Origin of the sequence: Candidatus Chlorohelix allophototropha (assembly GCF_030389965.1) — a bacterium.
GTDB lineage: Bacteria > Chloroflexota > Chloroflexia > Chloroheliales > Chloroheliaceae > Chlorohelix > Chlorohelix allophototropha.
The window spans coordinates 150,713-176,608 of record NZ_CP128399.1 but is presented as its reverse complement, the minus strand read 5'-3'; the positions used below and the strand labels follow the sequence as shown (position 1 = coordinate 176,608).

General features: G+C 47.0%; 25 protein-coding genes. 10 read left to right on the top strand and 15 right to left on the bottom strand.

Features of this window, described 5'->3' with window-relative positions; all coding sequences use genetic code 11:
- Positions 1–2: 2 nt before the first annotated feature.
- From OZ401_RS00810 to OZ401_RS00795, 4 genes are read right to left on the bottom strand one after another with little or no spacing between them, the layout of a single operon-like run.
- Positions 3–1,772, bottom strand: a complete 1,770-nt coding sequence (locus OZ401_RS00810; RefSeq protein ID WP_341468810.1) for an ABC transporter substrate-binding protein — start codon at positions 1,770–1,772, stop codon at positions 3–5.
- Positions 1,772–3,121, bottom strand: a complete 1,350-nt coding sequence (locus OZ401_RS00805) for a TldD/PmbA family protein (RefSeq protein WP_341468809.1) — start codon at positions 3,119–3,121, stop codon at positions 1,772–1,774. The genes OZ401_RS00810 and OZ401_RS00805 overlap by 1 nt, the downstream gene beginning before the upstream one ends.
- Before the next feature lie 11 nt (positions 3,122–3,132).
- Positions 3,133–3,729 (bottom strand): hypothetical protein, encoded by a 597-nt coding sequence (locus OZ401_RS00800; RefSeq protein WP_341468808.1) that lies wholly within the window; start codon positions 3,727–3,729, stop codon positions 3,133–3,135.
- Complete coding sequence (locus tag OZ401_RS00795) at positions 3,729–5,177, bottom strand: TldD/PmbA family protein (protein ID WP_341468807.1); 1,449 nt, start codon at positions 5,175–5,177, stop codon at positions 3,729–3,731. The genes OZ401_RS00800 and OZ401_RS00795 overlap by 1 nt, the downstream gene beginning before the upstream one ends.
- Positions 5,178–5,390: 213 nt before the next feature.
- On the opposite strand from OZ401_RS00795, the gene OZ401_RS00790 reads away from it, so the two are divergent.
- The 4 genes from OZ401_RS00790 (at position 5,391) to OZ401_RS00775 (ending at position 8,209) form a co-directional block, all read left to right on the top strand.
- Positions 5,391–5,699 carry a hypothetical protein gene (locus OZ401_RS00790; RefSeq protein WP_341468806.1) on the top strand — a complete coding sequence of 103 codons (309 nt, stop codon included), beginning with the start codon at positions 5,391–5,393 and terminating at the stop codon, positions 5,697–5,699.
- A 123-nt stretch (positions 5,700–5,822) separates the two neighbouring features.
- Entirely contained in the window at positions 5,823–6,875 is a 1,053-nt protein-coding gene (locus OZ401_RS00785; RefSeq protein WP_341468805.1) for a BadF/BadG/BcrA/BcrD ATPase family protein, read from the top strand.
- Entirely contained in the window at positions 6,875–7,495 is a 621-nt protein-coding gene (locus OZ401_RS00780; RefSeq protein ID WP_341468804.1) for an HD domain-containing protein, read from the top strand. Before OZ401_RS00785 ends, OZ401_RS00780 begins: the two co-directional genes overlap by 1 nt.
- Before the next feature lie 18 nt (positions 7,496–7,513).
- Positions 7,514–8,209: an SDR family oxidoreductase gene (locus OZ401_RS00775; RefSeq protein WP_341468803.1), complete on the top strand. Its 696-nt coding sequence runs from the start codon at positions 7,514–7,516 to the stop codon at positions 8,207–8,209.
- On the opposite strand, the gene OZ401_RS00770 is transcribed toward OZ401_RS00775, so the two are convergent.
- Positions 8,206–9,342: a glycosyltransferase family 4 protein gene (locus OZ401_RS00770; protein WP_341468802.1), complete on the bottom strand. Its 1,137-nt coding sequence runs from the start codon at positions 9,340–9,342 to the stop codon at positions 8,206–8,208. The genes OZ401_RS00775 and OZ401_RS00770 overlap by 4 nt on opposite strands.
- Positions 9,343–9,492: 150 nt before the next feature.
- Between OZ401_RS00770 and OZ401_RS00765 the strand changes: the two genes are divergently transcribed.
- Together OZ401_RS00765 and OZ401_RS00760 are read left to right on the top strand one after the other, a co-directional pair.
- Positions 9,493–10,224, top strand: coding sequence for an SDR family NAD(P)-dependent oxidoreductase (locus tag OZ401_RS00765; RefSeq protein ID WP_341468801.1), 732 nt, complete (start codon positions 9,493–9,495; stop codon positions 10,222–10,224).
- Positions 10,225–10,236: 12 nt separating this feature from the next.
- Positions 10,237–10,650, top strand: a complete 414-nt coding sequence (locus OZ401_RS00760; protein WP_341468800.1) for a 6-carboxytetrahydropterin synthase — start codon at positions 10,237–10,239, stop codon at positions 10,648–10,650.
- Between the two features lie 47 nt (positions 10,651–10,697).
- Here the strand turns inward: OZ401_RS00760 and OZ401_RS00755 are convergent, their stop codons facing one another.
- The 6 genes from OZ401_RS00755 to OZ401_RS00730 all read right to left on the bottom strand — a co-directional run bounded on the left by OZ401_RS00755 (position 10,698) and on the right by OZ401_RS00730 (position 15,018).
- A complete protein-coding gene (locus tag OZ401_RS00755; protein ID WP_341468799.1) occupies positions 10,698–11,192 on the bottom strand; it encodes a flavin reductase family protein in 495 nt (164 codons plus the stop codon).
- A 136-nt stretch (positions 11,193–11,328) separates the two neighbouring features.
- Entirely contained in the window at positions 11,329–12,081 is a 753-nt protein-coding gene (locus OZ401_RS00750) for a hypothetical protein (protein ID WP_341468798.1), read from the bottom strand.
- A 4-nt stretch (positions 12,082–12,085) separates the two neighbouring features.
- Entirely contained in the window at positions 12,086–12,895 is an 810-nt protein-coding gene (locus OZ401_RS00745; protein WP_341468797.1) for a LytR/AlgR family response regulator transcription factor, read from the bottom strand.
- On the bottom strand, positions 12,892–14,118 hold the full coding sequence (locus OZ401_RS00740) for a histidine kinase (RefSeq protein WP_341468796.1): 1,227 nt from the start codon (positions 14,116–14,118) through the stop codon (positions 12,892–12,894). Before OZ401_RS00740 ends, OZ401_RS00745 begins: the two co-directional genes overlap by 4 nt.
- 193 nt (positions 14,119–14,311) lie before the next feature.
- Positions 14,312–14,521 (bottom strand): hypothetical protein, encoded by a 210-nt coding sequence (locus OZ401_RS00735; protein ID WP_341468795.1) that lies wholly within the window; start codon positions 14,519–14,521, stop codon positions 14,312–14,314.
- Positions 14,521–15,018 (bottom strand): hypothetical protein, encoded by a 498-nt coding sequence (locus OZ401_RS00730; protein WP_341468794.1) that lies wholly within the window; start codon positions 15,016–15,018, stop codon positions 14,521–14,523. The genes OZ401_RS00735 and OZ401_RS00730 overlap by 1 nt, the downstream gene beginning before the upstream one ends.
- Before the next feature lie 154 nt (positions 15,019–15,172).
- Here OZ401_RS00730 and OZ401_RS00725 point away from each other — a divergent pair, with 154 nt between their 5' ends.
- Complete coding sequence (locus OZ401_RS00725) at positions 15,173–15,478, top strand: ATP-dependent Clp protease adaptor ClpS (RefSeq protein WP_341468793.1); 306 nt, start codon at positions 15,173–15,175, stop codon at positions 15,476–15,478.
- Positions 15,479–15,509: 31 nt separating this feature from the next.
- Here the strand turns inward: OZ401_RS00725 and proC are convergent, their stop codons facing one another.
- Complete coding sequence (gene proC / locus OZ401_RS00720) at positions 15,510–16,355, bottom strand: pyrroline-5-carboxylate reductase (RefSeq protein WP_341468792.1); 846 nt, start codon at positions 16,353–16,355, stop codon at positions 15,510–15,512.
- A gap of 110 nt (positions 16,356–16,465) precedes the next feature.
- Between proC and OZ401_RS00715 the strand changes: the two genes are divergently transcribed.
- A complete protein-coding gene (locus OZ401_RS00715) occupies positions 16,466–17,968 on the top strand; it encodes a class I SAM-dependent RNA methyltransferase (RefSeq protein WP_341468791.1) in 1,503 nt (500 codons plus the stop codon).
- Between the two features lie 52 nt (positions 17,969–18,020).
- On the opposite strand, the gene OZ401_RS00710 is transcribed toward OZ401_RS00715, so the two are convergent.
- The 3 genes from OZ401_RS00710 to OZ401_RS00700 all read right to left on the bottom strand — a co-directional run bounded on the left by OZ401_RS00710 (position 18,021) and on the right by OZ401_RS00700 (position 22,215).
- On the bottom strand, positions 18,021–18,803 hold the full coding sequence (locus tag OZ401_RS00710; RefSeq protein ID WP_341468790.1) for a response regulator: 783 nt from the start codon (positions 18,801–18,803) through the stop codon (positions 18,021–18,023).
- Positions 18,804–18,848: 45 nt separating this feature from the next.
- A complete protein-coding gene (locus OZ401_RS00705; protein WP_341468789.1) occupies positions 18,849–20,126 on the bottom strand; it encodes a sensor histidine kinase in 1,278 nt (425 codons plus the stop codon).
- 223 nt (positions 20,127–20,349) lie between these two features.
- The gene (locus tag OZ401_RS00700) at positions 20,350–22,215 is read right to left on the bottom strand and encodes a sensor histidine kinase (protein ID WP_341468788.1); all 1,866 of its coding nucleotides are present in this window, start codon (positions 22,213–22,215) and stop codon (positions 20,350–20,352) included.
- Between the two features lie 313 nt (positions 22,216–22,528).
- Between OZ401_RS00700 and OZ401_RS00695 the strand changes: the two genes are divergently transcribed.
- A complete protein-coding gene (locus OZ401_RS00695) occupies positions 22,529–23,740 on the top strand; it encodes a glycosyltransferase family 87 protein (protein ID WP_341468787.1) in 1,212 nt (403 codons plus the stop codon).
- Positions 23,730–25,847, top strand: coding sequence for an ArnT family glycosyltransferase (locus OZ401_RS00690; protein WP_341468786.1), 2,118 nt, complete (start codon positions 23,730–23,732; stop codon positions 25,845–25,847). The genes OZ401_RS00695 and OZ401_RS00690 overlap by 11 nt, the downstream gene beginning before the upstream one ends.
- The last annotated feature ends 49 nt before the right edge of the window (positions 25,848–25,896 follow it).

The window sequence follows — 25,896 nt, the reverse complement described above, 5'->3', positions numbered from 1 at the left end:
GCCTACTTGAAGCTCAAATATGCCCAATTTTCGATGCCATTGGGGCTAGGTTCATAGCCGCTAATATTACGTAATACTGCTACAGGCCAATCCATATAAGCCAATGGTATTAACGGAAGGTCATTTAACAATTGATCGGTAACCTGACGATAGATAGGTCGTCGGTTACCAAGGTTACTATCATTACGGGCAGACTGTAGCCAATCCCGCACCACCAGATTGTTATAGCCTAAATCCTTGCGTTCCTCCCCAAAAAAGCGGAAAAGAAACTCTTCAGGGTCACCATTTTCACCTTGCCAACCACCCATATAAAGAGTATAAAGTCCATCATCCCGATGGGGGTTAAAAGTAACCCAAGAGCTTTCTTCGCGTAACACTAGCTTGATATTAATTTTCGCAAGGTCATCGACAATAGCCTGTGCTATTTTGCCGGGGTCAGGATAGTATAGGCGCGGAATAGGCATGACCCATAACTCTATTGGAGTTGGGATACCGTTGATATAACCAGCCTGCGCCAACAAATCACGCGCTTTTTGAGGATCATAAGGATAAGATTTTAGATCGGTGCGGAAGCCAAGCGCGGAAGGGGGCAAAAACCCGGCGGCAGTTGTCCCCAAGCCCTGATAATATTTATCCACCAAGGCAGCAGTATTAATCCCGTAAGCAAGCGCTTGCCGTACCTCTACCCGATCAAACGGCGCACGAGACTGATTAATGCCGATAAAAGCTAGATTTAAGGCGGGACGGCGTTGGATTTCGAAAAGCGGGTCATTAAGGTTAGCGGCTACATCCTCTGGCTTAATTTTGTCGGTTGCGCTGATTTCACCGCTGCGTAGAGCGCGCAAGCCGTCCTGATTTCCCGCCAACACCTTCAAAACGATGGTTTCAATGGTGCGAGCAGGCAACCGAGCAGGGTCTTTCTCCACCGCATAATTGGGATTTTTCTTCAAAGTCATATAGCGCTGCTCTAGTTTGGCGCGGCGGTCGTAAGTTTTATCCACCATATACGATCCGCTACCAATCGGCTTGATAAAATTCCCTTCCTTATCGAAAGAACTTTGAGATACTATCGCAAACTGCGGCATCGACAAAACCTGAAAGAAAGTAGGCATAGGCGCTTTAAGATGCACCACCAAGGTGCGGGAGTCAGGCACTTCTAAACGATCTAGATCAAGAATACCGGGATAACCGGGATAACCGGGTAAATCCACAAAAAAATTGCGGTAAGTGGTGAAATCGCCCTTATGATAAATGCTATTAGGGTTTGACCAGCGAATAAAATTCCAGCGCAAAGATTCCGCATCCAACGGAGTACCATCGGAAAAAATTAGCCCACCCCCAATACGAATCGTATAGGTTAAACCATCTTCCGACATATAAACGCCATCGGGTTTAATGAAAGGGGCATACTGGTATTGCATACTACCGGGTTTAAACTCGAAAAGAGTGTCAAAAATCTGGCGAACGATGATCAAGGAAGGTTGATCTACCAAATTAGCAGGGTCAAGCCCTATGCCGGTAGTAGGGTCGAGGGGGCTAGTACGCATAAAAGCAACCGGTTCTTGACTCAGCCCGAAAATAAATTCCCGGTCGGGCTTAAAATTAGCCGGAGTAGTTGCCTCAATAGCAGCAGAAGGTGTACCGTTTACTGCTGCTTGCGTGTACTGTGGGGTAGGCTGTACGGGAGTAGTAACATTGACGGTTTCCTCGGTACAAGCACCAAGAATAAGATTCAAAACCAGTATTGCAAGCAGAAACCTGAACAATCGCATTAGAACTCCGTTGCGCTATTAAACCTGAATTTGCCAACCCTGATTGCCGGAACCAGTGAACCGAAATGGAAATTCGGTAACAAAATTCGGTTTCGTGTAATAGCGGTTAAATCCCGCAAGGCTTCAACCGCGCTTTGGGTGAAACGCAGGTTCTTTACGGGACGTACAATCTCGCCGTTTTCGATCAAGAATGTGCCATCGCGGGTCATACCTGTTAATATCGCTTTATCAGGCACAAGGGGGTTAACATAGTGAAAGCGTGTAACCCAAACACCACGTTTGATACCCTTAAGCATTTCTTCTTTACTGCTGTCACCAGCTTCCATAAAAAGGTGAAGTGGGATAGCACCTGATTCATTCTGTGTACCGATGCTATGCCCGGTAGTAATTTTGCCGGGTTCGCGATTAGCAGTATAAGTGTCGTAAACTACCGCTTTTGCAATTCCTGCGGCAATCATATCAACCCGCCGCCTAGTAACCCCTTCCGCATCGAAAGGCATTATTATGTTGCGCGGGTCACTCCCGTCATCATAAATAGTTACGAGCGGATTCATCAACTGCCGTTCCAGTTGCATAAAGCTGCGCCCTTCCTGAACGGATTGTGCGCCCATTCCAAGAAAGCTCATATACGAGAGCATTTCGCGTACAGCATATTCTTCCAGAATTACTTCATACTCGCCCGGTTCTAGTGATTCAGGATTCGCGCTTCGCAAGGTCTTGTTAATAGCTTCATCCGCTATTGTTTCGCCATCTATTTCAGAAACACGGGGGCTAAGACGTTCGGCATAACCGCTGCTATTCTCACCCATTACCACCGTCACAATATCGCTGCTTGCCCCTCGATAATAATTTGAAAGCCCTAGCGAATTTACCACTGCCATTTCAAAACCCTGTGTTCTAAATGCGCCACTGGCAACAACGCCCCGTTCTTCCGCTTTGCGGCAGATTATACCGGCAGCGTGGGCGCGCACTTGTGGGTCGGTATCGTAGGTTGCTGCATCCGGTTCAGGCACATCTACGGCTGTAACCAGTTCCGGTCCGGGCAATGATTTAAAATTAGGATCGACTACCTGTAATTGAGCCAACCTTTCAGCGTTCTGTACCAACGCTTTCAAAGCTTCCGGTTTCAGGCTGTTACCGCTGGCAATCCCAACTTTTTGACCGAAAATACTCCTCACCTTTATAACGGTGTTATACTCTTGCACGTTCTGGTGAATATAATTGTTGGCGAAACGGGTGAGCGCGGTTGTACCACCGTTGAAACTAATTTCTGTCTGGTCGGCATGAGCAAAACTTAAAGTATCCTGCAAAAATCGAATAAGTTGCTCTTTACCAAGAACCTCCGGCATAACAATATCTCCTATTGGGGCGTTCCTACAGAGTAATCCGTTATATACCAGGAATCATTAAGCTGTTGTAGCGCAGCAGTGAAACTTCCGGTACGCCCATCGCTATAATTTATCTTGCCACTCAAGTTTATAACAGTATTTCCGTTGTTTGTGGAAATTTTGGAAGTGATATTGGTCAAATTGCTATAGCGGGATAGATAACTGCGACGCTGATTCACCAAAGTTTGAAAACTGGCACGGGTCAAACGAGTTTTGGCAGAAGGCAAAACCAGTTCATACATTTTATCGGCATTACCGGCGCGGGCTGCTTTTAAAAACTGGTCGCTTACATTGAGTGCATCTTGTCGCCACGTTGACACCGTAGCGAGGCTAAACACTACCACTATTATGCCTAGTATAATAATTCCAATCCACCCGGCTAGAAATAGCCATACCCAACCGGGCAACCCACTTTTACGAGGTTGCGCATAGGGATAAACGCCCGGATAATACTGGTAAGCTTGTGCCGATGGGTAAAGCCGGGTTATCGGCGCATAACCCGGTGGAGGAGGTGGGTACATCTGAGGCGTGGATATATCGGGTGTTGGTATGTTTTGAAGATAGTTCATTAACCTTCTGCCCCGAATACCTTAATATTATGAAAACGCACCGGGGCTGCGCCATGCCCAACGTGCATTCCCTGCATTGGCTCGCCCTTGCCACAGTTCGGTATTGCCCAAATATTCCAGCTATCGCGACTGCCGATTGCCTGGGCGCTACCCCAGAACTGGGGAGTCATGCCGGTGTAGGCAGGGTTACGGTACAGCTGACCCAATTTACCGTTCTTTATTTCCCAAGCGGCTTCCAGACCAAACTGAAAATTGAGGCGTTTGTCATCAATACTCCAGCTTTTATTGGTTTCCATATAGATGCCGTCATCCACACCACCGATTAAATCATCCAGCGAACCCCCGTTGCCCGGTTCGAGGTTGATATTGGTCATGCGAATGAGCGGGATACGATTCCAACTATCGGCGCGGGCAGTGCCGTTCGACTGCTGACCAAGCACAGCGGCAGTTTCCCGGTCGGTAAGATAATTCACGAAAAGCCCATTCTGTACAAGGGGGGTGCGAGTGGCTTTGATACCTTCGTCATCGTAACCAAAAGTGCCAAGCCCACGCGGGGCAGTGGCATCGGCAGTGATATTTACAATATCCGAACCGTATTTTAATTTTCCGAGCTTCTCGGTAGTCAAAAAACTGGTTCCGGCAAAACTGGCTTCCATACCAAAAACCCGATCCAATTCGGTGGGATGCCCACAGCTTTCATGCACTTGCAAGGCTACTTGGCTAGCATCCAAAACCAACGTGGTAACTTTATTAGGACAGATAGGCGCGGTGAGCAATTGTATTGCCTGTTCCGCTATGCGGTTCGCATGCTCAGGCAGAACCAACCGTGGTATAACTTCATAGCCCCCGGTTTCCCATTGCCCCCCTTCCGAGTTCGGGTAACTGCGCCTTTGGAAACTGCCTTCGCCTACCGCATAACACTCGATACCTGCGCCTGCTTCACTCAATTCCTGCTCAATATAACTGCCTTCGCTGCTGGCGAAAATCTTGCTGGTATTCAATACGCTGATAAAACCTTTCGCCACGTGGATACCCTTGACGCTACGCATAGTCGCATCCGCTTGTAGCAAAAGCTCAATCTGCTGTTCTATCGGCACACTGAAAACCGGAATCTCAACCGGGGTGCTGTATTTAGCCACCACTGAAACCGGATTGCCTAATTGTACCGGGCGGCGGTGAACGCTGGCAGAGGCTTTAGCAATTGCCACTGCTTCGGCGGTAACACGCTCTATTTCAGACCTTGTAACCAAACTGCTGCTGCTAAAGCCCCATGCACCATCTGCCACAACCCTCACCCCAAACCCGGCGCTTTCGTTGAGAGATAGCGATTCCACCACGCCATTTTTTACCTGAACATTTTGGGTTTTATCGGTTACAAAGCGAATATCCGCATAAGTAGCCCCTCTCAAGAGAGCGGCATCTAAAGCTATATTTGCAAGGTCGCGCATAAGCACTCCTTCAATAAACAATACGGTAATTTATAATTGCTTTACATAGGCATGTTACCATACTATTATCCAGCTAGAAAAGGTTATTCTAACTATATGGACTTAAGAGCATAGTTAGAATATACTTTAACACATAAAATTGTCAGACCGAACAACTCGCCGTTCCGGCAGAGAGCTTAGTACCTTGAATGTGATCGACAGGAGTACCTTTCAATGTTCAACGAGAAAGTGGGTTTGGGCATCGCTGCTGCTGCACTTACCGGAGGCTATGCTGCTTTCAGAATTATCAAGGCAAAAAGAAACAAAGTTCAAATGCCTGAATCACAGCCAGAGCCAATTCCTGAGTCATTAAAAGAAGCCACTCCTGAAGTTATTTACGAGAGGCGCGAGAAGATTGTACCCGTAAAATCCGGCAAGCTCAATTTGAAGGCAGCAGCCGAAAATGTTCGCGCCGCGCTAAATCTGGCGGTTCTTGAAATCAAGACGCTCGTAGCAACCGGGCTGGCATTGGTTTTAGTATGAAAGAATTTTTGGAAGGCTTTGCCTTCATATAGCACCATTTTGACAGCAAAATCTAGAGGGTTCGGTGTGATGTAACACTGAATCAAACCTTACAAATGGGTGGGAAAGCAACAACATAAAACAATGGGAACAAGTTATTACATCGGGATAGAAGCGGGCAGCCGCACTATCGCCCTGTTAGCAGATAATGAAGGAAACATCGTGGGACGTGGAGCGGCTACCATGTCTACTTACTCGATTGTAGGGCAAGATCGTTGCAGCCAGACTATCTGGAGTGCGCTGTTCGCCGCTTTTGGTGTAGCCGGAATTAATGCTCGCGACCTATTGACCAGCGGTTTGCCCCTCCCCGAAGTGGAAGCAATCGCGATAGGCATGCCCGGCATAGAGAAGCCCAAAGAGGAATCGACAATACGCCGTATTCTGCAAGAATACAATTTCACCGATAATATTAAAGTAACCTCAGATGCGCACATAGCGTTATTGGCAGGCTCGGAAAGCGGCTATGGCGTTGCCGTACTAGCGGGTGAGAGCGGTTTGGCATTTGCAATGGGCGAGAACGGCAGCAGAGCAAGGGCAGGCGGTTGGGGCTTTTTGTTAGGAGAAGAAGGCAGCGCCTACTGGGTTGGAGTCGAAGCGGTAAAAGCGGTGCTGGCAGCGGCAGACGGGCGCGCACCTGAAACAGCTTTAACCGAAACGGTCGCGCTGGAATGGAAAATCTCAGCTAAACGCCCCGACTCGTTATCGCAGCAATTCTATCGCCACGCCGCCGCGCTAGGCACCGGAGGCAACAAGGCGCAAATGGAAGATACGCTGGATAACTTCCGGCGGCAGGTGGGTTCGCTCAGCCCCTTAGTGGAACGCGCTGCCGTCAAAGGCGATGCGGTAGCTATTTCGATACTAGAGCGTGCAGCCGACCATCTCGAATCTGCGGCACGCGCTGCCCTAACTCGGGTTGGGATGGGTGCTGAAACAAATGCTCTCCAACTTGCCAAGCAGGTGCTACAGGTAACTACTGTAAGCGAAAAAGCCCCATTAGTGTACACAGGCTCTTTGTTATTGAGCAATCCGGGCGAGTTACGTCGTCGCCTTACCGAACGTCTAGAACCTCTTTGCGCCGAACCGGTGCTGGTTTCCGAACCCGCAGAAGGGGCAGTACGCCTAGCAATGGAGTCGTAATGAATCTTGCTGAGCTATTGGTACAAAGCGGCGTTGTAGTCGAAAAAGCCGCTCAAATAGCAGGTGAGGTGGGGAATCGTTATTCGGAAGCAGACAGATATTATCATACGCTAGAGCATATTGTCGCTACGCTTAGCGTAATTGAGAGTTTGCAAGACAAGGCGCAAAACCCTGTGGCGTTGAAGTTGGCTGCATGGTTCCACGATGTCATCTACGACGCGAAAGCGAAGGACAACGAGGAGCAAAGCGCCGCCTATATGCGCAAAGTATTAGGCGCGGCAGGTGTAGCCTTAGCAATAATAGAACAAACCGAGCGATTAATTTTAGCCACCAAAACGCATCAAGCCAACGACACCGACACCGACTGCCAGATTCTTCTAGATGCCGACCTATCTATTCTGGGTAGCCCTGCCGAAGAATACGAAACCTACCGTCATAAAATCAGGCTGGAATACGCATGGGTTACCGAAGAACAATACCAAACAGGACGCATACAAGTGCTGGAAAAATTTCTGCAAAGAGCGCGCCTGTACTATACACACCCTATGTATGAACGATATGAAGTGCAAGCGCGGACTAACCTCCGAAAAGAAATCCAGTCTTTAAGCGGTAAGTTATAATTATAGGGGATATGTATTATGGGCTATGATTATAAAGGCAAGGTAGTAGTTGTAACAGGTGGAAGCGGAGCATTGGGAGGGGCAGTGGTGCAGGCATATGCCGAAGCGGGGGCGCAGGTGTTGGTAGCTAATCGCTCAATACCGAACAACTCTGGCAGTATCGAAAACGTCACGTATTTCAAGCTAGATGTGCTGAATGAGGAAAGCGTGCGCCACTTTTTTGATGAGGTAACGCAAAAATACGGTGTGCCCGATGCGTTGGTAAATGTGGTGGGCGGTTACAAAGCAGGTGACCCGGTTTCAAAACTGACGCTGGCGGATTTGCAAGAGCAATTTGACCTCAATCTGAAATCGGCTTTCCTGATTACCAAATATGCCGTACAAACAATGGAGCAAAAGGGCGGCAGTATTGTGCATGCTTCCAGCCGCGCCGCTGTGGATAGAGGGAAAAACTCTTTCGCCTACAGCATGAGCAAGCAAGGAGTTTTGCGATTGGTGGAAGCAACCGCCGCTGAACTCAAAGGCAAAAGCCTGACTATCAACGCCATTATGCCTAGCATCATTGATACACCCGCCAACCGGAGCGCAATGCCGGAGGCAGATACTACCAAATGGCCGAAGCCGGAGCAAATTGCGCGAGTAGTGATGTTTCTAACCTCGCCAGATGCCGAGCTTATCAACGGCGCAGCAATCCCGGTTTATGGCAAGGCTTAGAGCATCGAATAATAATAATCTTCATACTCCTCGATAATACGCGCCCAGCTAAAGTTATCCTCGATGTGACGGCGGCAGGTTGCCCGGTCAATTTCCTCTAAATTAGGCACTACCGCTGCCGCTGCTACCATATCTTCGTAGGGTAACAAAAATCCGGTTTTGACATGCGTTATTATTTCAGGAGCCGCCCCACGCCGCCAAGTGATAACCGGAGTACCCGCCGCCATGCTTTCCGCCATTACCAGCCCAAAAGGTTCTTCCCAACGGCTGGTGAACAACAGCCCATCGGCGCGACTCATCAAAGCAAAAAGGTCAGCACGATGCAACTGCCCCACATATTGCAGGTTCGAGTCTGCCTCAAGTTGAGGACGAATCTTGCTTTCATAAAAGCCAGAATCGTAAATGCCACCTGCCAACACCAGCTTTTTTCCTGCCATACGCGCGATTTCAATAGCAAGGTCGGGACCTTTTTCAGGGGTGATACGCCCGGCAAAAAGCAAAAAGCCCTCGCCCTTCTCCCCAAAAGGAATGGCAGCGGTGTCAATCGCGTTATAAATCACCCGGTCTATTTCAAAATAAGGGGCGTAAGTAGCGGCGCAAGCTTTTGAAACGGTGGTAGCGCGACTTTTTCCCGTTTCAAGATAGGTGGTGCGCAAGATAGAGTTTATACGCGCATCTAGCGCACCGATATGTAAGGTATGAACGGTAGGCACGCCGGAAAGAGGGGCGAAAGCAAAGGCGGGCAAATCGTAAGCCATCGCGTGAGCTATATCAAAAGTAGGGACAGCCCGATTTATCCGCAAGTAGGTTTGCAGGAAAAGCTCACTCTGCCGAAAGAAAGCTTCGTCACTTTCACGGTAGCCGTCCGCTTTACTGAAATCGGCAGGGATGAGTTCACCCGGTTTAACCGGCACTTCTGCCAATGTAACTTGCCGAGCTAAAGCAGCATCTACAGGGTTGGTTGCTTCTATTTTAGAACCGGGAGCAGCAAAAAGCGTAACCTTATGACCACGCCGCGCTAACTCCAGCGCCATATCATGCAGCATGGCTTGCGCTCCCCCAATAAAGGGTTGAGCAATGGGGGAAACCAACGGAGCGAGCAACGCGATGTTTAGCTTTTTTCTATTACTCATTCTTTGAACCTCGCGGGGATTATAGCATGGGTGGGCAGTTTTTTGAGCTTGTTAACCGAGTTCTCTGACAAACTATATAGTATTAACCCGCTTGTTAGGTTAAACTTGAATGAGTAAAGAATTGGTAAATAGCAAGGAGCAAAATTACACTTGGGGGAATCATTAAAAGGTAAGGTTGCCATAATTACCGGAGGTGGGCGCGGGATAGGTGCAGCAACCGCCCGTCTTTTTGCCAGAGAAGGGGCGCAAGTGGTAATTGCCAGCCGCACCCAGCACGAATTGCAGGGAATTATCGCACAGATAGAGGACGAGAGCGGAAAGGGCAAAGCGTTAGCGGTAGTGGCAGACGTAAGTCGAGAAGAAGAGGTGCAACAACTCTTTGGAGAATGCCTCGCTACCTTTGGAACACTAGATATATTGGTAAATAACGCCGCAGTAATCGAGAAGCGCGATTTTATAGATTTTGACGCTGAAACATGGGATAGCATAATGGCGGTAAACATACGCGGATCGTTTCTGTGTAGCCGTGAGGCTTTCCGGCAAATAGAAAAGGCGGGTCGGGGCGGCTGTATCGTGAACCTCAGTTCGTTATCGGGAGTGCGAGGACCTGAGAAATTCCCCGGCATGAGCAGCTATGTGGTCAGCAAATATGCTGTAACGGGCTTAACCGAGAGTCTTGCAGTGGAAGGTAAACCGCTGGGAATACGGGTGAATTGTGTTGCGCCCGGCGCAGTGGAAACAGCCATGTTGAGAAAAGCCGCACCCTTCTTGAAAACTAGCACCACCCCAGAAGATGTAGCGCGAACCATTCTATTTCTCGCCGATGAGAGTCAAACGCGCCACATGACCGGAGCATTAATTGAGATATTCAGTAACGAGTAACAGGAGATATAGATGGCAGTTGTATATCTGACGCGACGCGCCAATTTCAGTAGCGCCCATCGCCTCCATAGCCCGGAACTGAGCGCAGAAGAAAACCGCATTATCTTCGGTAAATGTAATAACCCCAACGGACATGGGCATAACTATACGCTGGAAGTTACAGTGCGAGGTGAAATAAACCCTGTTACCGGGATGGTACTAAATCTGACTGAACTCAAGAAAGCGATGGAAGAAGCGGTGATCGATGAGGTTGACCACAAGCACTTGAATCTGGATGTACCGATTTTCCGTGAGATTAATCCAACCGCCGAAAACATGGTGGTGGTATTCTGGAAATTACTAGAACAACGTCTCAAAGGTGGTATTTTACATGAGGTCAAGCTCTGGGAAACTGAAAACAATGTGGCGGTGTATCGCGGGGAATAATAAAGCGGCAGATACGTTTATCATACCTGTCGCTTCAATGCTCTTTCTTATTTCTCGTCCAAGATGCGGTATTCAGAGCAGTAGTATAAAAGAGGAGCGGGATTTTGCGCCTCACTATAACCCAATGCTAGCACTTCGCCCAGAAAAATAGTGTGGTCGCCCCCCTCGTACTCAGCTACAATCTTGCAATCCAAATAAGCCAATGCCTTTTCGAAAACCGGAGAACCGGTTTCCAACGCTCGCAAATTTAGATCATCAAAGGTTTTGCCGCCTGTGGAATCGTGCTGTGCAAAACGTTCTGACAGGTATTGCTGCTCACCAGAAAGCATACTTACCGCAAAAACCTTACTTTTTTTAAGAACTTCGTGAGTATAAGTGGTTTTATCTATACAAATCAACGCTTGTGGTGGTTCCAGCGAAACCGAACAAAAAGCGTTAACGGTAATACCATAATATGTGCCGTCTAGAACAGTGGTCACAACATTTATACCAGTGGCAAAGTGACCCATAGTGCGGCGGAAATCTATTGAGGTAAAGGACATTTGTTTTAAATATCTCCATAAAGTTTAATTAGCGTGTTAAGGCAAATAAGCTTAACATACTATGGGTGACTATTCAATAAAAACGGGTGAGAAGAAACGGGAGAGTAGGGGTAGGAAAAGGGTAAATTTTACAAACTCATGGATTAACCCGAACATCTATGGCGGTCAGGCGTACATAGCACCAGACTAATTGTCCGTCTTCTTCCAGCCATAGCAAGGGTAAAGGGAAGTGACTCTTGTTTTCAGGGTTGTGCAGAGGCAGACGTTCAATCATCACATTGGCTTCGTGGGTATCTCGGTAATTTTGTTTGATGCGCTGATAGGCATTGTCCACAATAAAATGGGCAAGGCGCCTAGATATAAAAGTTACAGTACGTCCAAGAATGTTGCGACGTAGCATAGCGCGATATTCTTCGGTATAGAAGCGTGAGAGATCCCCGGCAAGAGTCTCGCCGTAGATAAACTCACGCACGTAGCATTGACCACTGAAAGTATGCCCAAAAATCGAATCAGGATGCCATTGGTGACCGCTGAGACGTGGTATATAAAGCTCATCGAAATAATGTCCGTCCACAAGTCTGCCATCTTTATAACCATCACGCCCTACCAGTTCAAGCGCAAAAGCTTGCGAGTGCGGGTCAATCACCAGATAAACCGATTTCTCCTCACCTGCCCCTACCCAGACACTCTGCCAGCCCGCTTCAGTAAAAATTAATTCGCCACGATGCGACATAGCCAGTTCTCGCAGAGCAAGACGGTGCTGTTCAGTGTAGCCAGTACGCAGTAATTTTACAGCATGGCAAGCTACGCCCCCGTAGAAATATTTCACCCTTGAACGAGCAACAGCCAAAACTTTTCTTTGTACGGCTATTTTTAATACTTCTTCCATTAAGCTACATTCCTAATAAAGCGCGCAGGTTCTTGGCATTGCCTCTGCTTACCTGAACTTCACTGTTCTCGCGGTCGTTCACCTTAAGCACATAAGCGCCGTTAAAAAAGGGGTAAATTTCGATGACGTTCTTTAAATTTACCAGAAAAGCCCGATGTGTGCGCAAAAATGGAGGTGAAGGCAAGCGTCTTTCCAATTCCGAGATTGAATAACGGGTCAGATACTCCTGCTCAAGCGTTTTGATATAAACATAATCGCCCCGTGCCACCGCAAAGCGAATATCGGCAAGGTCAATCAGAATGGTTTTGCCTTCTTTGTCAACAGGAAGTTTATCCAACAATTTCTCGCCGGGTTGAGCATCAACTTTCCTGCGTGAGTAAGTCTCGTCCTCACTTTCGATCGTAGCGGAATCGCCGGGTCGTCGTGCAGCACGTTGCAAAGCCTGTTCTAACCGTTCTTTGGAAAAGGGTTTGAGCAAGTAATCAACCGCATCCAGTTCAAAAGCTTGTACGGCATAATCGTCAAAGGCGGTAACGAAAACCACTTTGGGCGGTGAAGCAAACTGGCGCAACACATGTACCAATTCCAGTCCGGTTAAGCCCGGCATTTGCACATCAACAAAAATCAGGTCGTATTTCTTCTCTTTGAGAAATTTTAAAGCCTCTAGCACTTCACTGGTAGTATCTATCCTAGAGCAGTAACCGCTCTGATCCAGCATATAGCTCAATTCTTCCAGAGCAGGACGCTCATCATCTACCACCAGTGCGCGAAAACCCGGCTTGGTGGAAGGTATATTCTGTGTAATCTGCGTCATGAAACCACAATTCCTGATTTATATTTGGGTACACGGAAAGTTATTTTCGTTCCTTCGCCCGGTTTCGTCTCAATTTGCAGCGCATTCTCCAAGCCGTAAATACTTTTCACGCGCTCGTTAACATTGCTCAACCCTACACCGTAATTAATACCAGTACGCCGCTTGATAGCCTCTCTCAACTCTTCCTGGGTCATTCCTATACCATCATCGATTACACTGATAATACATTCTGCGCCATGATCTTCGGCAGAGACAATTACCTTGCCGGGACCGACTTTCTTGCCAATACCATGCCGCACCGCATTTTCTACCAACGGTTGTAGGATTAGCACCGGAACAACCGTAGGCAACACCTCTGGGTCAACCCGGTAAACCACCGTAAGCCTATCACCAAAGCGCGCTTTCTCAAAGCTGAGATATTGGTGCACATATTCAAGCTCTTCGGCAAAAGTGCTGTACTCACCATGTTTTTTGAAGGTGCGGCGGGTGAATTCGGCAAACTGCACGATTAACTCGCGGGCGGTTTCAGGGCGCGTGCGAATGAAAGAGGCGATGGTATTAAGCGTATTGTATACAAAGTGAGGGGAAATCTGACTTTGCAAAGCCTGCAATTCGGCTTTGGCGAGCCGTTCGGTTTTACGATCAAGCTCACTCAATTCCATCTGGGTACTCATAAGTTGTGCCAAACCGGTGGCAATTTTAATTTTCCCGGCAGTCAGGCTAGGGTTATCGCTGTATAAAAGCGTTAAAACGCCTACGGTGTTCTTCTGGATTTTAAGCGGCGCGCTGACCGATGAGATTAGTTGGCAATCCCACAGCGGGAATTTACAACCGATGTCACTTTTACCATGAGCTACCCGGGTGCGTCCGGTTTTTAGCACTTCCCGATTCACTTGCAAGTTATGGGCGGTACTTTGCGAGTGATGGTTATGCCCCACCCCAATGTAACTGAGAATTTCGTCTCCGTTGCTAATAGAGATGGCTTCCGCTTGCATATAGCGGTAGATAATTTCAGCCGTTTTCTCGGCAGTAGTTTTATTCAAACCTTGCCGCAAGAAAGGTAACGTGCGGTGGGCAAGATGAAGTGTCTGGAAAGTGGCTTCCTCGCGCCCCTGCCCGAAAGTTTTGTTGCGTCTTATCACCAGTAGCGCAACTATAAAACCCACCAATGCGGTTATAACTACTTGGGCTAATAACATCGCCCAAAGTGGAATTTGCTCCATCGCGTTTTATCCCTAGTGCGATTGTAAGCTAAAAATATAGGATGGCTACCCCTTAAGTTTAAGGTGCAGGCTATACCATGTCAACATGTTATTTTAGCTACCCTATTTGAGGGTATTATTAGTGACCAGTAGTGAGTATAGCTTTGTTTTGGCAAGCTGATTAGGAACGGATAAAAGAAATAAGTCTTTAGAATTATAATTCAGAATGAGTGGCACAGAGCATGCGACCCTTCGCATCCTTTCGCAATTTTTCCAGCACTTTAGGCGCACCGCAAACTGCACAAAGCGCCGCTAACCCCGCCGCTATCGCCGAATCAGGCCAGCAGCTATCGCAAAAACGGTGACCGGGAGGGGTAGTACCGCCACAAACCTCGCATTTGCCATTAGTCGCCGTATGTTCCATTAGCTCTCCTCCACATCTCCATCGGCAGCATCTTTAACCTGCTCAATTTCGTCTTGCAATTTGTCGCGCTGACGAATCAAAGGGGCAGTGGTACGGTTGCTACTATTGATAAAAACAGCCATAACCAGCAAAAGCAATAGCAAAGGGATTATCAGAGCAACCCAGAAAAGCAAGCTACTCGATACTAGATTAGCCACCAGAATCGAGATGCAGGCAATCAGAGTAATTCCCAGAGTAGCAATCGCACAACCTGAGCCATAAATATCGTCTTTTTCTTTAAGTTTCCGATTTACTTCAACTAATTCAAGTTCAGCGGGGGAAAGTTCCGCTTGGGTAGCAGCACTTGGTTCAAGGCGTGCTTCCCCATCCACCATTACTACTTCAAGCTCGTTGCCACAATTCAAGCAGGCAAACAGATTTATTCCTTCCGCTACTTTCAAGCGAGTCTGGCAAATCGGGCAGGTCAGACGGAAGGATTTTTTTTCACTTTCAGCCATTGGTTTTCCTCAGAAATTGATTAGAATATGCCGGGGTTGGTATATCATATTCGTTCAAGCGGTGCAACCCAGAATAAGTTTTGTTATAATTTAGCCCATAAATAACGGAAAATAAACAGTAAAATTGTAAGCAAGTAGAGTGAGTTATTCGGAGATGAAACAAGTAGCACAAATGGGTTCAAAAACTGTCCCCGAAATAGATGAAGCTTTGTTGCGGAAGCTTCTACCGCCCTACAAAGTAATTTTGCACAATGATGACCACCACAGCATGGATTATGTGGTCAAAGCCTTGGTCAAATCGGTGCCACAATTAAAAAAACAAGCCGCAGTCAAAATTATGATGACGGCGCACGAGAAAGGCACGGCAGTGGTCACAGTATGCCCAAAAGAGCCAGCCGAGTTGTACCAAGCGCGTTTGCTCAGTTTCGGGCTAACCTGCACTATCGAGCGAGATGAATAAGTCCCAAAGCCATCTCTTGCTCTCGTACTTGTCAGCCCTTGTTGATAATATCGCTCAGCGTCGCCGTCTTTTGATAGGCGGCATGAACCGCTTTAGAAAGAATAGTTCGCAAGCCACCTTTTTCAAGTTGGTATAACGCCTCGGCGCTGGTTCCGGCAGGCGATGTTACCATATTGCGCAGTTCAGCGGGATGGCGATGCGATTCTTGCGCGAACAGTACCGAACCAAGCAAGGTTTCAGTAACCAACTCACGCGCATCTTGGCGGGAAAAACCCAAATGAACCGCCGCATCAATCAAAGCTTCCATCACCAGAAATACATAGGCTGGACCGCTACCGCTGATAGCGGTCGCCATATCTACGAATTTTTCTTCTTCAAAGAATAGTTCTTTGCCTAACGCGCTCAAGATAGCGCGAACCTGTACCCTTTGCTCTTCATTTACTTCCGGGGTACAAGTCCAAACGGAAATGCCATGACCGATCTGCGCCGGAGTATTGGGCATGACCCGTACCACCGCTGCATGTCGGAGTTGCTGCGCAATTGAACTGGAATTTGCGCCCGCTACGATAGAAATTACCAATTGGGAACTCGTCACCACTCCCGCCAGTTCATGAAAAACTGCGCGCAAACGTTGGGGCTTCACACAGATAACAACGATATCGGCGGCTTGGGCGGCTTCGCGGTTAGAAGTAGAGGCACACACGCCTAATTGCGCTTGCAATTCCTCGGCGCGTTTGGTACGTGGGTGGCTGGCAAATATATGCTGAGGCAGTATCAACTTTTTCTCCAACACACCGCTGATCATCGACTCTGCCATGACACCACTACCGACAAAAGCCAGCTTTTTGCCTTCCAATACCGAATTGGATTCACTCAATTTATTTTCTCCTCTCTGAAAATCCGGGCAAATTATAGCACGGCTTTATAAAATGAGCTTATGGTATAATTCAAACCCTGATATCTAACCAAGCAAAAGCAGAAGAGAAAATGAACAAGAAGGTCAGAGAAGCACGAGAACCGGAAATCGCCAGCGGATTGCAACTTCAGGATATAGCGTATGGCGGCGAAACGGTGGCGCGACTAACTGGTAGCGCCGAGGATGATTCGGGCACAGAAGCGGTAGTTTTTGTCGCGGGTGGCGTACCGGGTGAAGTAGTAGATGTAGAACTGTACCGACGTAAGAAAAGCTATCTGCGCGGCAACGTGATTCGGGTTATCGAACCTTCAAAAGATAGGCGCGAATCCCCTTGCCCTTATTTCGGCATAGAGAAATTCCCCAATTGTGGCGGCTGCCAGTGGCAACATATCAACTATGCACGCCAGCTTGGAGCCAAAGAACATATTCTGCGCGACCAGTTTGTGCGGTTGGGGGGAATTGCCGAACCTCCGTTGCAAGCGCCAAGCGGGGCATTAAGCCAGTGGGGCTACCGCAACAATGTCGAATTTCAGGTGAATGAAGAAAATAGACCCTGCTACCATCGCCAAAATAGCATTCGCCTAGTGCCAATAGCTTCTTGCCAAATTGCGCATCCCTTCATTACGCTGGCATTAGAGCCATTAGGACTCGCTCTAAAAAAGCATTTGCCCGGTAAAGTGCATCAGGTTACGATAAGAGTAGGACCGGTTGCAAATGCCGCTCCGGTAGAAGCCAACGAAATTTTTGCGCTCTCAAGTTTGGGACAGGACAAAGCGGAACAATTGGCGGCGCTTGAAAAGTTTGCCGCTCGTGAACCACTCGCTGGGGCGCTAAATATTCCTCAAACCACCCTCATGTTCGTTTTGCGTATGCTAGGACAATGGACGGTTGAGGATGTGCGCCCCTTCGCGCAGGAACTAGAAGCAGCGCTAGATCGGTTCGTGCCAATTACCGTGCTAGGAGAGGGTAAAAAGCGGCGGATGGATTTGATTTGCGGGCAACCCTACCTTGAAGAAACGCTTGAAGGCATAACATACCGAATTCCGCCGTTAGGCTTTTTCCAGAGCAATCCGGTAATGGCGCAGATGCTGATAAATGAGGCGCTTGCTGCCTTTGATTCGGTGGGCTTGCATTGGAAAGAGGCAAAGTTGTTGGACTTATATTGTGGAGTCGGTACTTTTGCGCTGCAAATGGCGCGTAAAGGTGCGCAAGTGCTGGGCGTGGAAGAATATGAAGGGGCAATTGAGTATGCCCGTGATAACGCCAGTTTGAACGGGCTAGAGGGTAATGCCCGATTCGTAGCCGCTAAAGCGGAAGAATATATTCTTAGCCTTGACGAACCATTTGATGGGGTATTGGTTGACCCGCCCCGGCGTGGTTGTGACCCGGCTTTGTTGGATAGCCTGCTCAAAACTCGTCCACAAACGCTAGTTTATGTTTCTTGCGATCCCAGTACTCTAGCACGGGATGCCAAAATATTGGCAACAGGCTATCGACTGCTTAGTTCGCGGGCAGTTGATTTATTCCCGCAAACCTACCACATGGAAAGTGTGTCACTGTTTCAACGAATCTAAACAAAAAGGCGCGATTGTATCGCGCCTTTCACCGAAGTTTAAATCAGCAATTCTAAGAATGCCCTGAGCCGCTAATATCACTAGACATTTTAATCCAGCCGTGCCGCAGCGCAGTTATCACCGCCTGAGTACGGTCATTAGCGTTCAATTTCTTGAGTATGCTGGTGATATGATTCTTTACTGTTTGATCGCTAATGCTTAGACTACGTGCTATTTCTTTATTGGAATTACCACGCGCGATACAGTCAAGAATTTCAACTTCGCGTGGAGTAAGCGGCGCAAAAATCGGCTCGTTTTCATTTTCGGTAGTACTTAGTTCCCGGAATTGATTGAGTACACGACTGGCAACGGTGGGTTTACTAAGCACATTATCATTAATAATATAGTTACCACGCGCTACCTGACGCACAATATCTACCAACCGTTCAGGGCTTATATCTTTAGGGGAATAAGCCGCGGCACCCGCTTTAATGGCATTAAACAACTGTTCATCGTCTTCGTAAACGCTTAGAATTATGATATTTGATTGTGGTTGGCGGCGTTTAATTACCCTACTAACTTCAAGACCATTCATTCCGGGCAGATTAATATCTATTAGAATTACATCCGGCAAAAGTTGCTCAGCCAACATTATGGCGCGTTGCCCATCAGGAGCTTCACCAACTACCTGAAACTCACCAGAATCTTCAAGGGTTGTTTTTACACCACGCAAAAAAAGCGGGTGATCATCTACTATTAGCAAACGAGGCTTTTCTTTTTGGCTACGTCTGTCTTGTCTCCAATCGTTACCCGTAACGCTACCCTCTTTCTTTTCTTTAATGAATCGGTCAATCATGCCGGATTAGGAACTAATTTTGGCGGAAGATTTTAATTCAATAATTTAATGAGTTCCGGCGGGTTTTTTGCCACTACCAGTAGGCTTTACTCTTAAAACAACCTGAGTGCCAGCTCCGGCAGCGCTTATGATTTTCAAAAAACCTCCCGCAAACTCTGCGCGTTCCCGCATACCGGGAATGCCTGCGCCTTTACTCAAACTAGGCTGTACTAACTGGTACTGAAAACCTTTGCCATCATCACGGATGATTACCGAAATCAAGCCGTCACCATCTCGCGTTCCGTAGATATGTACCTTGCGTGCTTCGGCATGCTTTCGGATATTTTGCAAGGTTTCTTGCACAATACGGAACACTGCCATTTCTTGATTAACATCTAACAAGCCACTGAAATCGGGCAAATCCAAATCAATTTCTAGCGCATATATATTGGCAAAATCGGTGCAATATTCCTGCAAAGTGCGAGATAAACCGTGTTGCAACAAGGTGCGGGGTTGAAGGTTAAACATAAAACGCCGCATCTCATAAAGCGACTCGCGCATCACTCCGGTCAGGTTTTCCAACTCTTTTTGAACTTCAGAGCGGTTATTGCGCAAGAGGTTAGTGCTATGTTCCAAGCGCATCACCGCATTTGAAAGCACCTGCGCAGGACCATCATGCATCTCACGTGCCAGTCTGCCACGTTCATCTTCCTGACCCTGCACCATTTGGGCACGCAAGGCGATTTCCAAAGGGTCAGAATTTGGATCTACTATTGCAGTAACCGAAGAATTGCTGGTTCTTATCAAGTGGCTTCCGGCAATTTCCAGTTGCCTTACCAATAATTCAATGCGCCTAGAAGCATCTTCGAGATCATTTTGCGCCATTGAGAGTTCCGACTCACGAACTTCCAATTTTGCCTGTTTTTCATTAAGTACTCGGCGGCGGCTCTCTTTTTCTGCCGCGGATAGATTACCTATCGGTGGTTTTTCTGCCTTGCGCGAATGTGTACGCGGTTTCTTTTTTTCTAACTGGTCAGTAGTATCGAGATACCGAATCCGGTAATTAATTTCTTCACGTATCTGGTAAAGATTTTGACGTTCTTTTGCAGTATCTTCAACCAGTTGCCGGGCGGCACCGCTCAATTCTCGTAGTTGCTTTAGCTGGATTGAAACGAGGTCTGATGCCCGGCTCAGAAGAGTATCTCCAACCTCGCTTTGGAAGCTTCTAGCTACGGACGAATTTTCTACAAGCGCATCTACTGCATTATTGGTAGCCTTGCCAGAAGCGTTTGGGGTATTATTGGCACCTTCAGGCATTTTCAAGCCCGGATCACCTGATTGCATTTAGCCAAACGACCTTGTCTTAATAGCCTTTGCAATTACCAGTTCTTAATAGCAAGTTATAAGTAGATCATCAAATAACACTACTTTAAGTACTTTATGGCTATTAAAGAAAAGTATAACATCAGCATTGACATAACGCAATAGTAATGCTAGCGCAAAAGAATATAATTATTTTTATAAATAATCTATAGTTTCGAGAACTTTTTAAGAGGATTTATATAAATTAAAAGGTTTCTTGACTAACGGTACTACCAGGTTGAAGCACCGTATTTTCGTTGATTGGAATACGCATGATTACAGCAGTGCCTTGTCCTATTACCGAATGAATATCTACTTGCCCACCCACGAACCCGGCGCGCTCGCGCATATTGGTCAAACCAAGGCTACCGCGCTGCTCATAGTTTCGCTCAACCTGAGATACGTCAAAACCGCGTCCATCGTCTTGAGCCATCGCAATAATAAAGCCATCACGGGTTTCAAGATGTATCCAGATATTACGGGCGCGCGCATGCTTACGAGCATTATTGACGGCTTCCTGAATAATAGTAAAGACCATTGTTTCGACTTGTGGTGCAAGCCTAAGATCAAAATTAGCAGTAGAGAAATGGGCAGTTGGGTCGCTAGGGTTATGCGGAAACCGTTTGGCGTATTGTCCCAAAGCCGGAATCAACCCTTGAGTCTCAAGTACCAACGGGCGCAGTTCATAAAGCAAGGTGCGAATCTCGCGGGAAGTTTGTAGCGCCTGCTTACCCAAATTTGCCAGTTCTTCCAGAGCGCGGTCTGGCTCGGTTCTGAAAAGTTTTCGGATAAATTCGGTTTGCATCGAGATAGCGGCTACAGCCTGTGCAGGACCATCGTGAAGGTTACGAGCTAGTTCGTGCCTAACTTCTTCTTCCTGAGTCAACAGCTTGTTGCGATCTTCCAGCAAGTTATGATAGAGAGTAGCATTTTGCATCGCCAACACAGTATGCGCACCCATACTGATCATCAGTTCGGTATCGCTGGTATTATAGGCATTTTCATTCTTACTAGCGATCAACAGCAAACCAAAAACTTCCATACCTGCGCGTAATGGAATCAGCATAGTAGTCTGGCAGTTGCGAAGGGAAGGAAAGAATGCTCGGATTTCTTCGAGTTCGGTAGGAACTACCAGCAAACGAGGTTGCCCACCATTTAGGGCATCTTTGAAAAGACCTTTTTGCAGTAAAATGCTGCGGTGTGATTCTTCAGGGGAAAATCTGAGCGAATCGACCACTTTTACATTATTCAAGCTACTATCAAAAAGTAGCACTGCGCCACAGTGCATATCAAAGACCGATTCCATTTCGTGCAAAATCGCTTTGATGACTTCTTGATAATCCAAAGTACCACTCAGCGTGTTAGCTACATGATAAACGGCGCGGGTACGGTTTTGCATATCCAACAGATGGCTTTCACCGGCACGTGCCAACGCATCTTCCACCATAGTATTCGAAATGCGGATAAGCGCCTCTGGTGTTTGCGTGATGATGTAGTAACAAACCAACAAAAGCAATAGTGCCCCAGATATAGAATAAAACTCAAGCAGCATTATATCTTTCGTGTTAGCAACCCCGAAGTTGGTAAGATACAGGTCTGTAAAATTCACAACCACTACCACGATAATGGAAAATATTGCAGGGGATAAGCCCACTAGTAGCAAGGTGAGGAAAACAGGAATAACTGCAAAAGAATATATAGAAGCTTGAAGGAAATGCGAAATCATACAAACAAAGATAAGATCAAAAACGAGGGATACCTTGATTAACAAACTAGCTTGTTTGCTGAACGATAAAGTCAGCAACCAAACTACCATATTAAACACAATATAGCCACCAGTAAGCAACAAGGCAGGATTAGTAAAGGTGAGTATGCCACCGTTTAGCGATTGTCCTAGAAAATAATATATTCCCAGAGCTAAGATTAGCAACCAGCGCGCATAAGAAAGCCTGATACCGAATAAGTTATCTATATCAAGCGTGCGTTGGGACATAAGTTTGCGAGATTGGTTAATCAGGTCTACTGCCCTCGTATCCTGTACTAGTGAAGGTGCGGATGTTGTAGTTTGCATAATTGTGTAGACGTTGTTAGGACGTCGAATCATTTCCTTTTACGATGAAATTATCCCACTACCATCAAATTTTGACAAGCAATATTTGTTGTGGAATTACACTTGTCCCCTTATGTTAATTTTTCTCCTACATTCATAAATCCTCATGTAGGATAAAGGAATACACTATTTTTGTATTACCTTTTATGATAGCATGTTATCAGTTTGTTCCGGTTTAATTAAATAGTACTCTGCTAGTACTATACGGCTATCAAATTGCGTACACTTTATTACTATGAAAAATAATTCAGCCCCTTTGGGAAACCACCCGAACTTGAATTTGAATTCTAGTATTGTTTCACCAACCTTTAGTTTTGCACTGCTCTGTTTATTTATAGTTGCTTCTATTTCTTTTTATTTTTCTTATACCTCCCAACGAAATGCAGTTGCCGATTTTTATATCGAGTGGAAGGGAACACAGGTTGCGCTGGAGGGCGGAAACCCTTACAGCAATGAAACGACACGTTTGATTCAGTTGGGCAGTAAAGGCAGGTTGGTTGATCCCGGAGAAGATCAACTGGCTTTTGTTTACCCGTACTGGAGAATCCTTTTTAACGCGCCCATCGCTTTTTTATCTTATGATTTGGCTTCAGCCGCTTGGTTGGGTTTTCTGCTGACACTATATTGTGGGGCTTTATATTTACTACAGCGTGGGCTGAATTGGAAGCCAAAGTCCCCTGCCAAAAACGCTTTCTACTATATAGCTTTTATATTTGCCTTCCCTGCTTTTTCCTCTCTGATGTTGGGACAAGCGGCTTTGCTGGTAACGGCGTTTATCGGTGGGGTTTATTACTTTCTCAAAAAAGGCGCAACCGGAACTGCGGGCGTTTTACTGGCGTTGGCTACGGTCAAACCTCAACTAACGCTGGTGCTAATTCCTTTATTGCTGATAAGAGCGTTGTGGAGACGTGAATGGCGTTTCATTATCGCCTTTTTCATTACAATGGGTTCGCTGGCAGGAATTTCATTTATATTGTTTCCCGCTTGGCTAAGCGAATTTATAGCGGTTGCAACGCGCTATCCTAGTTACAAGCCTTCTCTCACCGCTCCGGCTTTTGCATTTGTGTGGCTAGACGGGGCAGTAGGTACAATTCTAGGATGGCTTTGCTGGTTGCTGCTGGCATGCGCCGGATTATGGCTGTGGTGGCGTTTTACACAAGTAGAGTCTGATGGGGTAAAACCGGGTTTGGCTTATGACTTGGCTTTTTCAAGTGCCCTCATTCTTACACTGCTGCTACCGCCCCAAACCAATATCAGCAATCCCGTATTACTAGTAATACCTATTGGGCTGCTGATGAGCCGAGCAAGCGGGCGTGGATTCTGGAGTCTTGCGCTCGGAATTATTGTTATTTCATGGTTAATCTACTTTCTATTTTACAACGTGGCATATGGGGCAGTAATAATCATTCCGCCTGTAGTAGTAGCAATACTTTTGTTTTTCAACTTCAGAAAAGCGTTGTCTGAGCTTAACGCAAATGCAAATTGAACCTCAAAATAAACCACCATCCCTTGAAAAAAAGAAACGGGCATTTAAGGGTCGGCGCTTAGCCGGAACGCTTATCACATTCTGGGCAGCGATAATAGTAGCGGCGTGGTTTGCGGTACATCGTCCCTTTTCTGTAGATGCGCTCGGAATTTCCGCTACCACCGATATTGCGGCAGGGGTAGGACGAACTCTGTCCGACTTGTTGCTGCTAGCAGCTATAGCAACGGGAGCAGGAGCAAGCGGTTTTAGGCTGCTAGCGTGGCTGAAAATTAAAGAAGGCGCAACCGGGCTAGAATTGGCGTTGTATGCCTTTGGGCTTGGGCTTGGCGTTGAAATCTTCACGATATTGGGTTTAGGGCTATTGGGAGGCTTGAACAAGCCTGTTATGTATCTGTTACTGCTGGCTTTAATTCTGCTCAACCCGCGCCAGAGCTTGCAAGTAATAAAAGGCTATCAAAAGCTGATTCTTAAAATTTGGGGTTGGTTTCTGGGCGCAAAGTGGTGGGAACGCGCCCTTGCCCTTTATCTTGGTATTGCACTGGCTATTCCCCTGACGATTGGACTTGCTCCGGTTTTTAGCTGGGACGCAATTATGTATCATCTGGCTGCGCCAAAATTATATGTACAAGCGGGTAGGATTTATAACATTTTTGAAATGCCCCCCGCCAGTTATCCTTTTGGAATAGAAATGTTGTACACGTGGGCGCTGACCCTGCAAGGGGATGAGTTGGCACAAACCATTCACTGGTTATTTATGCCGCTAGGAGGAGCCGCAATTTGGGCTTTTGCCAAACGCTTTTTTACCGGGCTAGATGAGCATAACCGACAAAGAGCAGCGCTTCTCGCAGTTACCCTATATTTTTCAGTGCCGCACGTACAGTTGCTGGCAAGTTGGTCTTATACCGACTTGCTGATTGCATTCTACTCCTTGATTGGGGTTCACGCCCTGCTTGTTGCTATTAATAGTGATGATAAACCTTCTTGGGGATATGTAGCTATAGCCGCAGTATTTGCGGGTTTAGCGTTTAGCGGCAAGTACACCGCCGTTACTGTAGCAATCGCGATAGTAGCCACCGGGCTTTATTTTGCCCTAGTCACAGGTCGATTTAAGCTGAGCCGTTATGTTGGATGGGGTTTCCTTTACGGAGGAATAGCATTTGCTGTAGTGTTGCCTTGGCTTCTCCGTAACTGGTTCTTTACCGGCAACCCGGTTGCTCCTATTTTCTGGGGTGTAAATGGCTGGCAGCCTGACGAAATTGCCCCAATAGTTGGTAAAGGTCTGGGACAATCTTTGAGTCTGGAAATGGTTTTGGGACGACCATTCAAAGCGGCTATTTTTGGCTCCGCCGGAGGTGCAATGGATGCCACCATTTCGCCTTTATACTTGGCTTTTTTACCGCTGACAGTGTGGGCGGCTTGGCGCGAAAAAGTAGTAGCAGCGTTGCTACTCAATGTCGGAGTACAATATTTCTGCTGGATTGCCATAATCGTTTCAACTGCACAACTTGATCATAGCCGCATTCTGCTACCCACCTTCCCGTTGTTGGCATTGGCTACGGGCTATGGGCTGGCGATTTTACCCTCACTTAAAGCCGCGATGTTAAAAACCTTTGCAGCCTTTTTACTCGGAATCTTCTTGCTTGGAAATCTATTAAATCTAGGATTGTGGTTTGCTGCTGCCGATACTGCGCCTTATCTGGCAGGGTTACAAACCAAAGAGGCTTTTTTGAACGATATTCTGGGTTCGCAAATAAGAGCGGCACACTTTGTAAATACTCTGCCACAAGATAGCTACACCTTTTTCCTATTCGAGCCACGCAGTTATTATTTTGATCGGAAGGTAGCACCGGATTTGAACGGTGGCGAAATCTTTTATTTTGTAGATAATCAACCTACGCCTGAAAAAATGTTGGCTGATTTGAAACGGAGGGGCGTAACTCATCTACTAATCTGGGAAGCAGGCTTGAAATTTATTCAGGATAATCCCGACTATGCAAAACCTGAACGGGCGCAAGCGGCGGTTAAATTGCTGGGGGGCTTGAAAACCCGTTATCTGACCTTGCTATATGAGGAAAAAGGGCAGTACAGCGTTTATGAGCTTGGGTAACACTATGCACAGCAATTATTATTGGCTTCCAGCCTCAGAGTTTGACGTT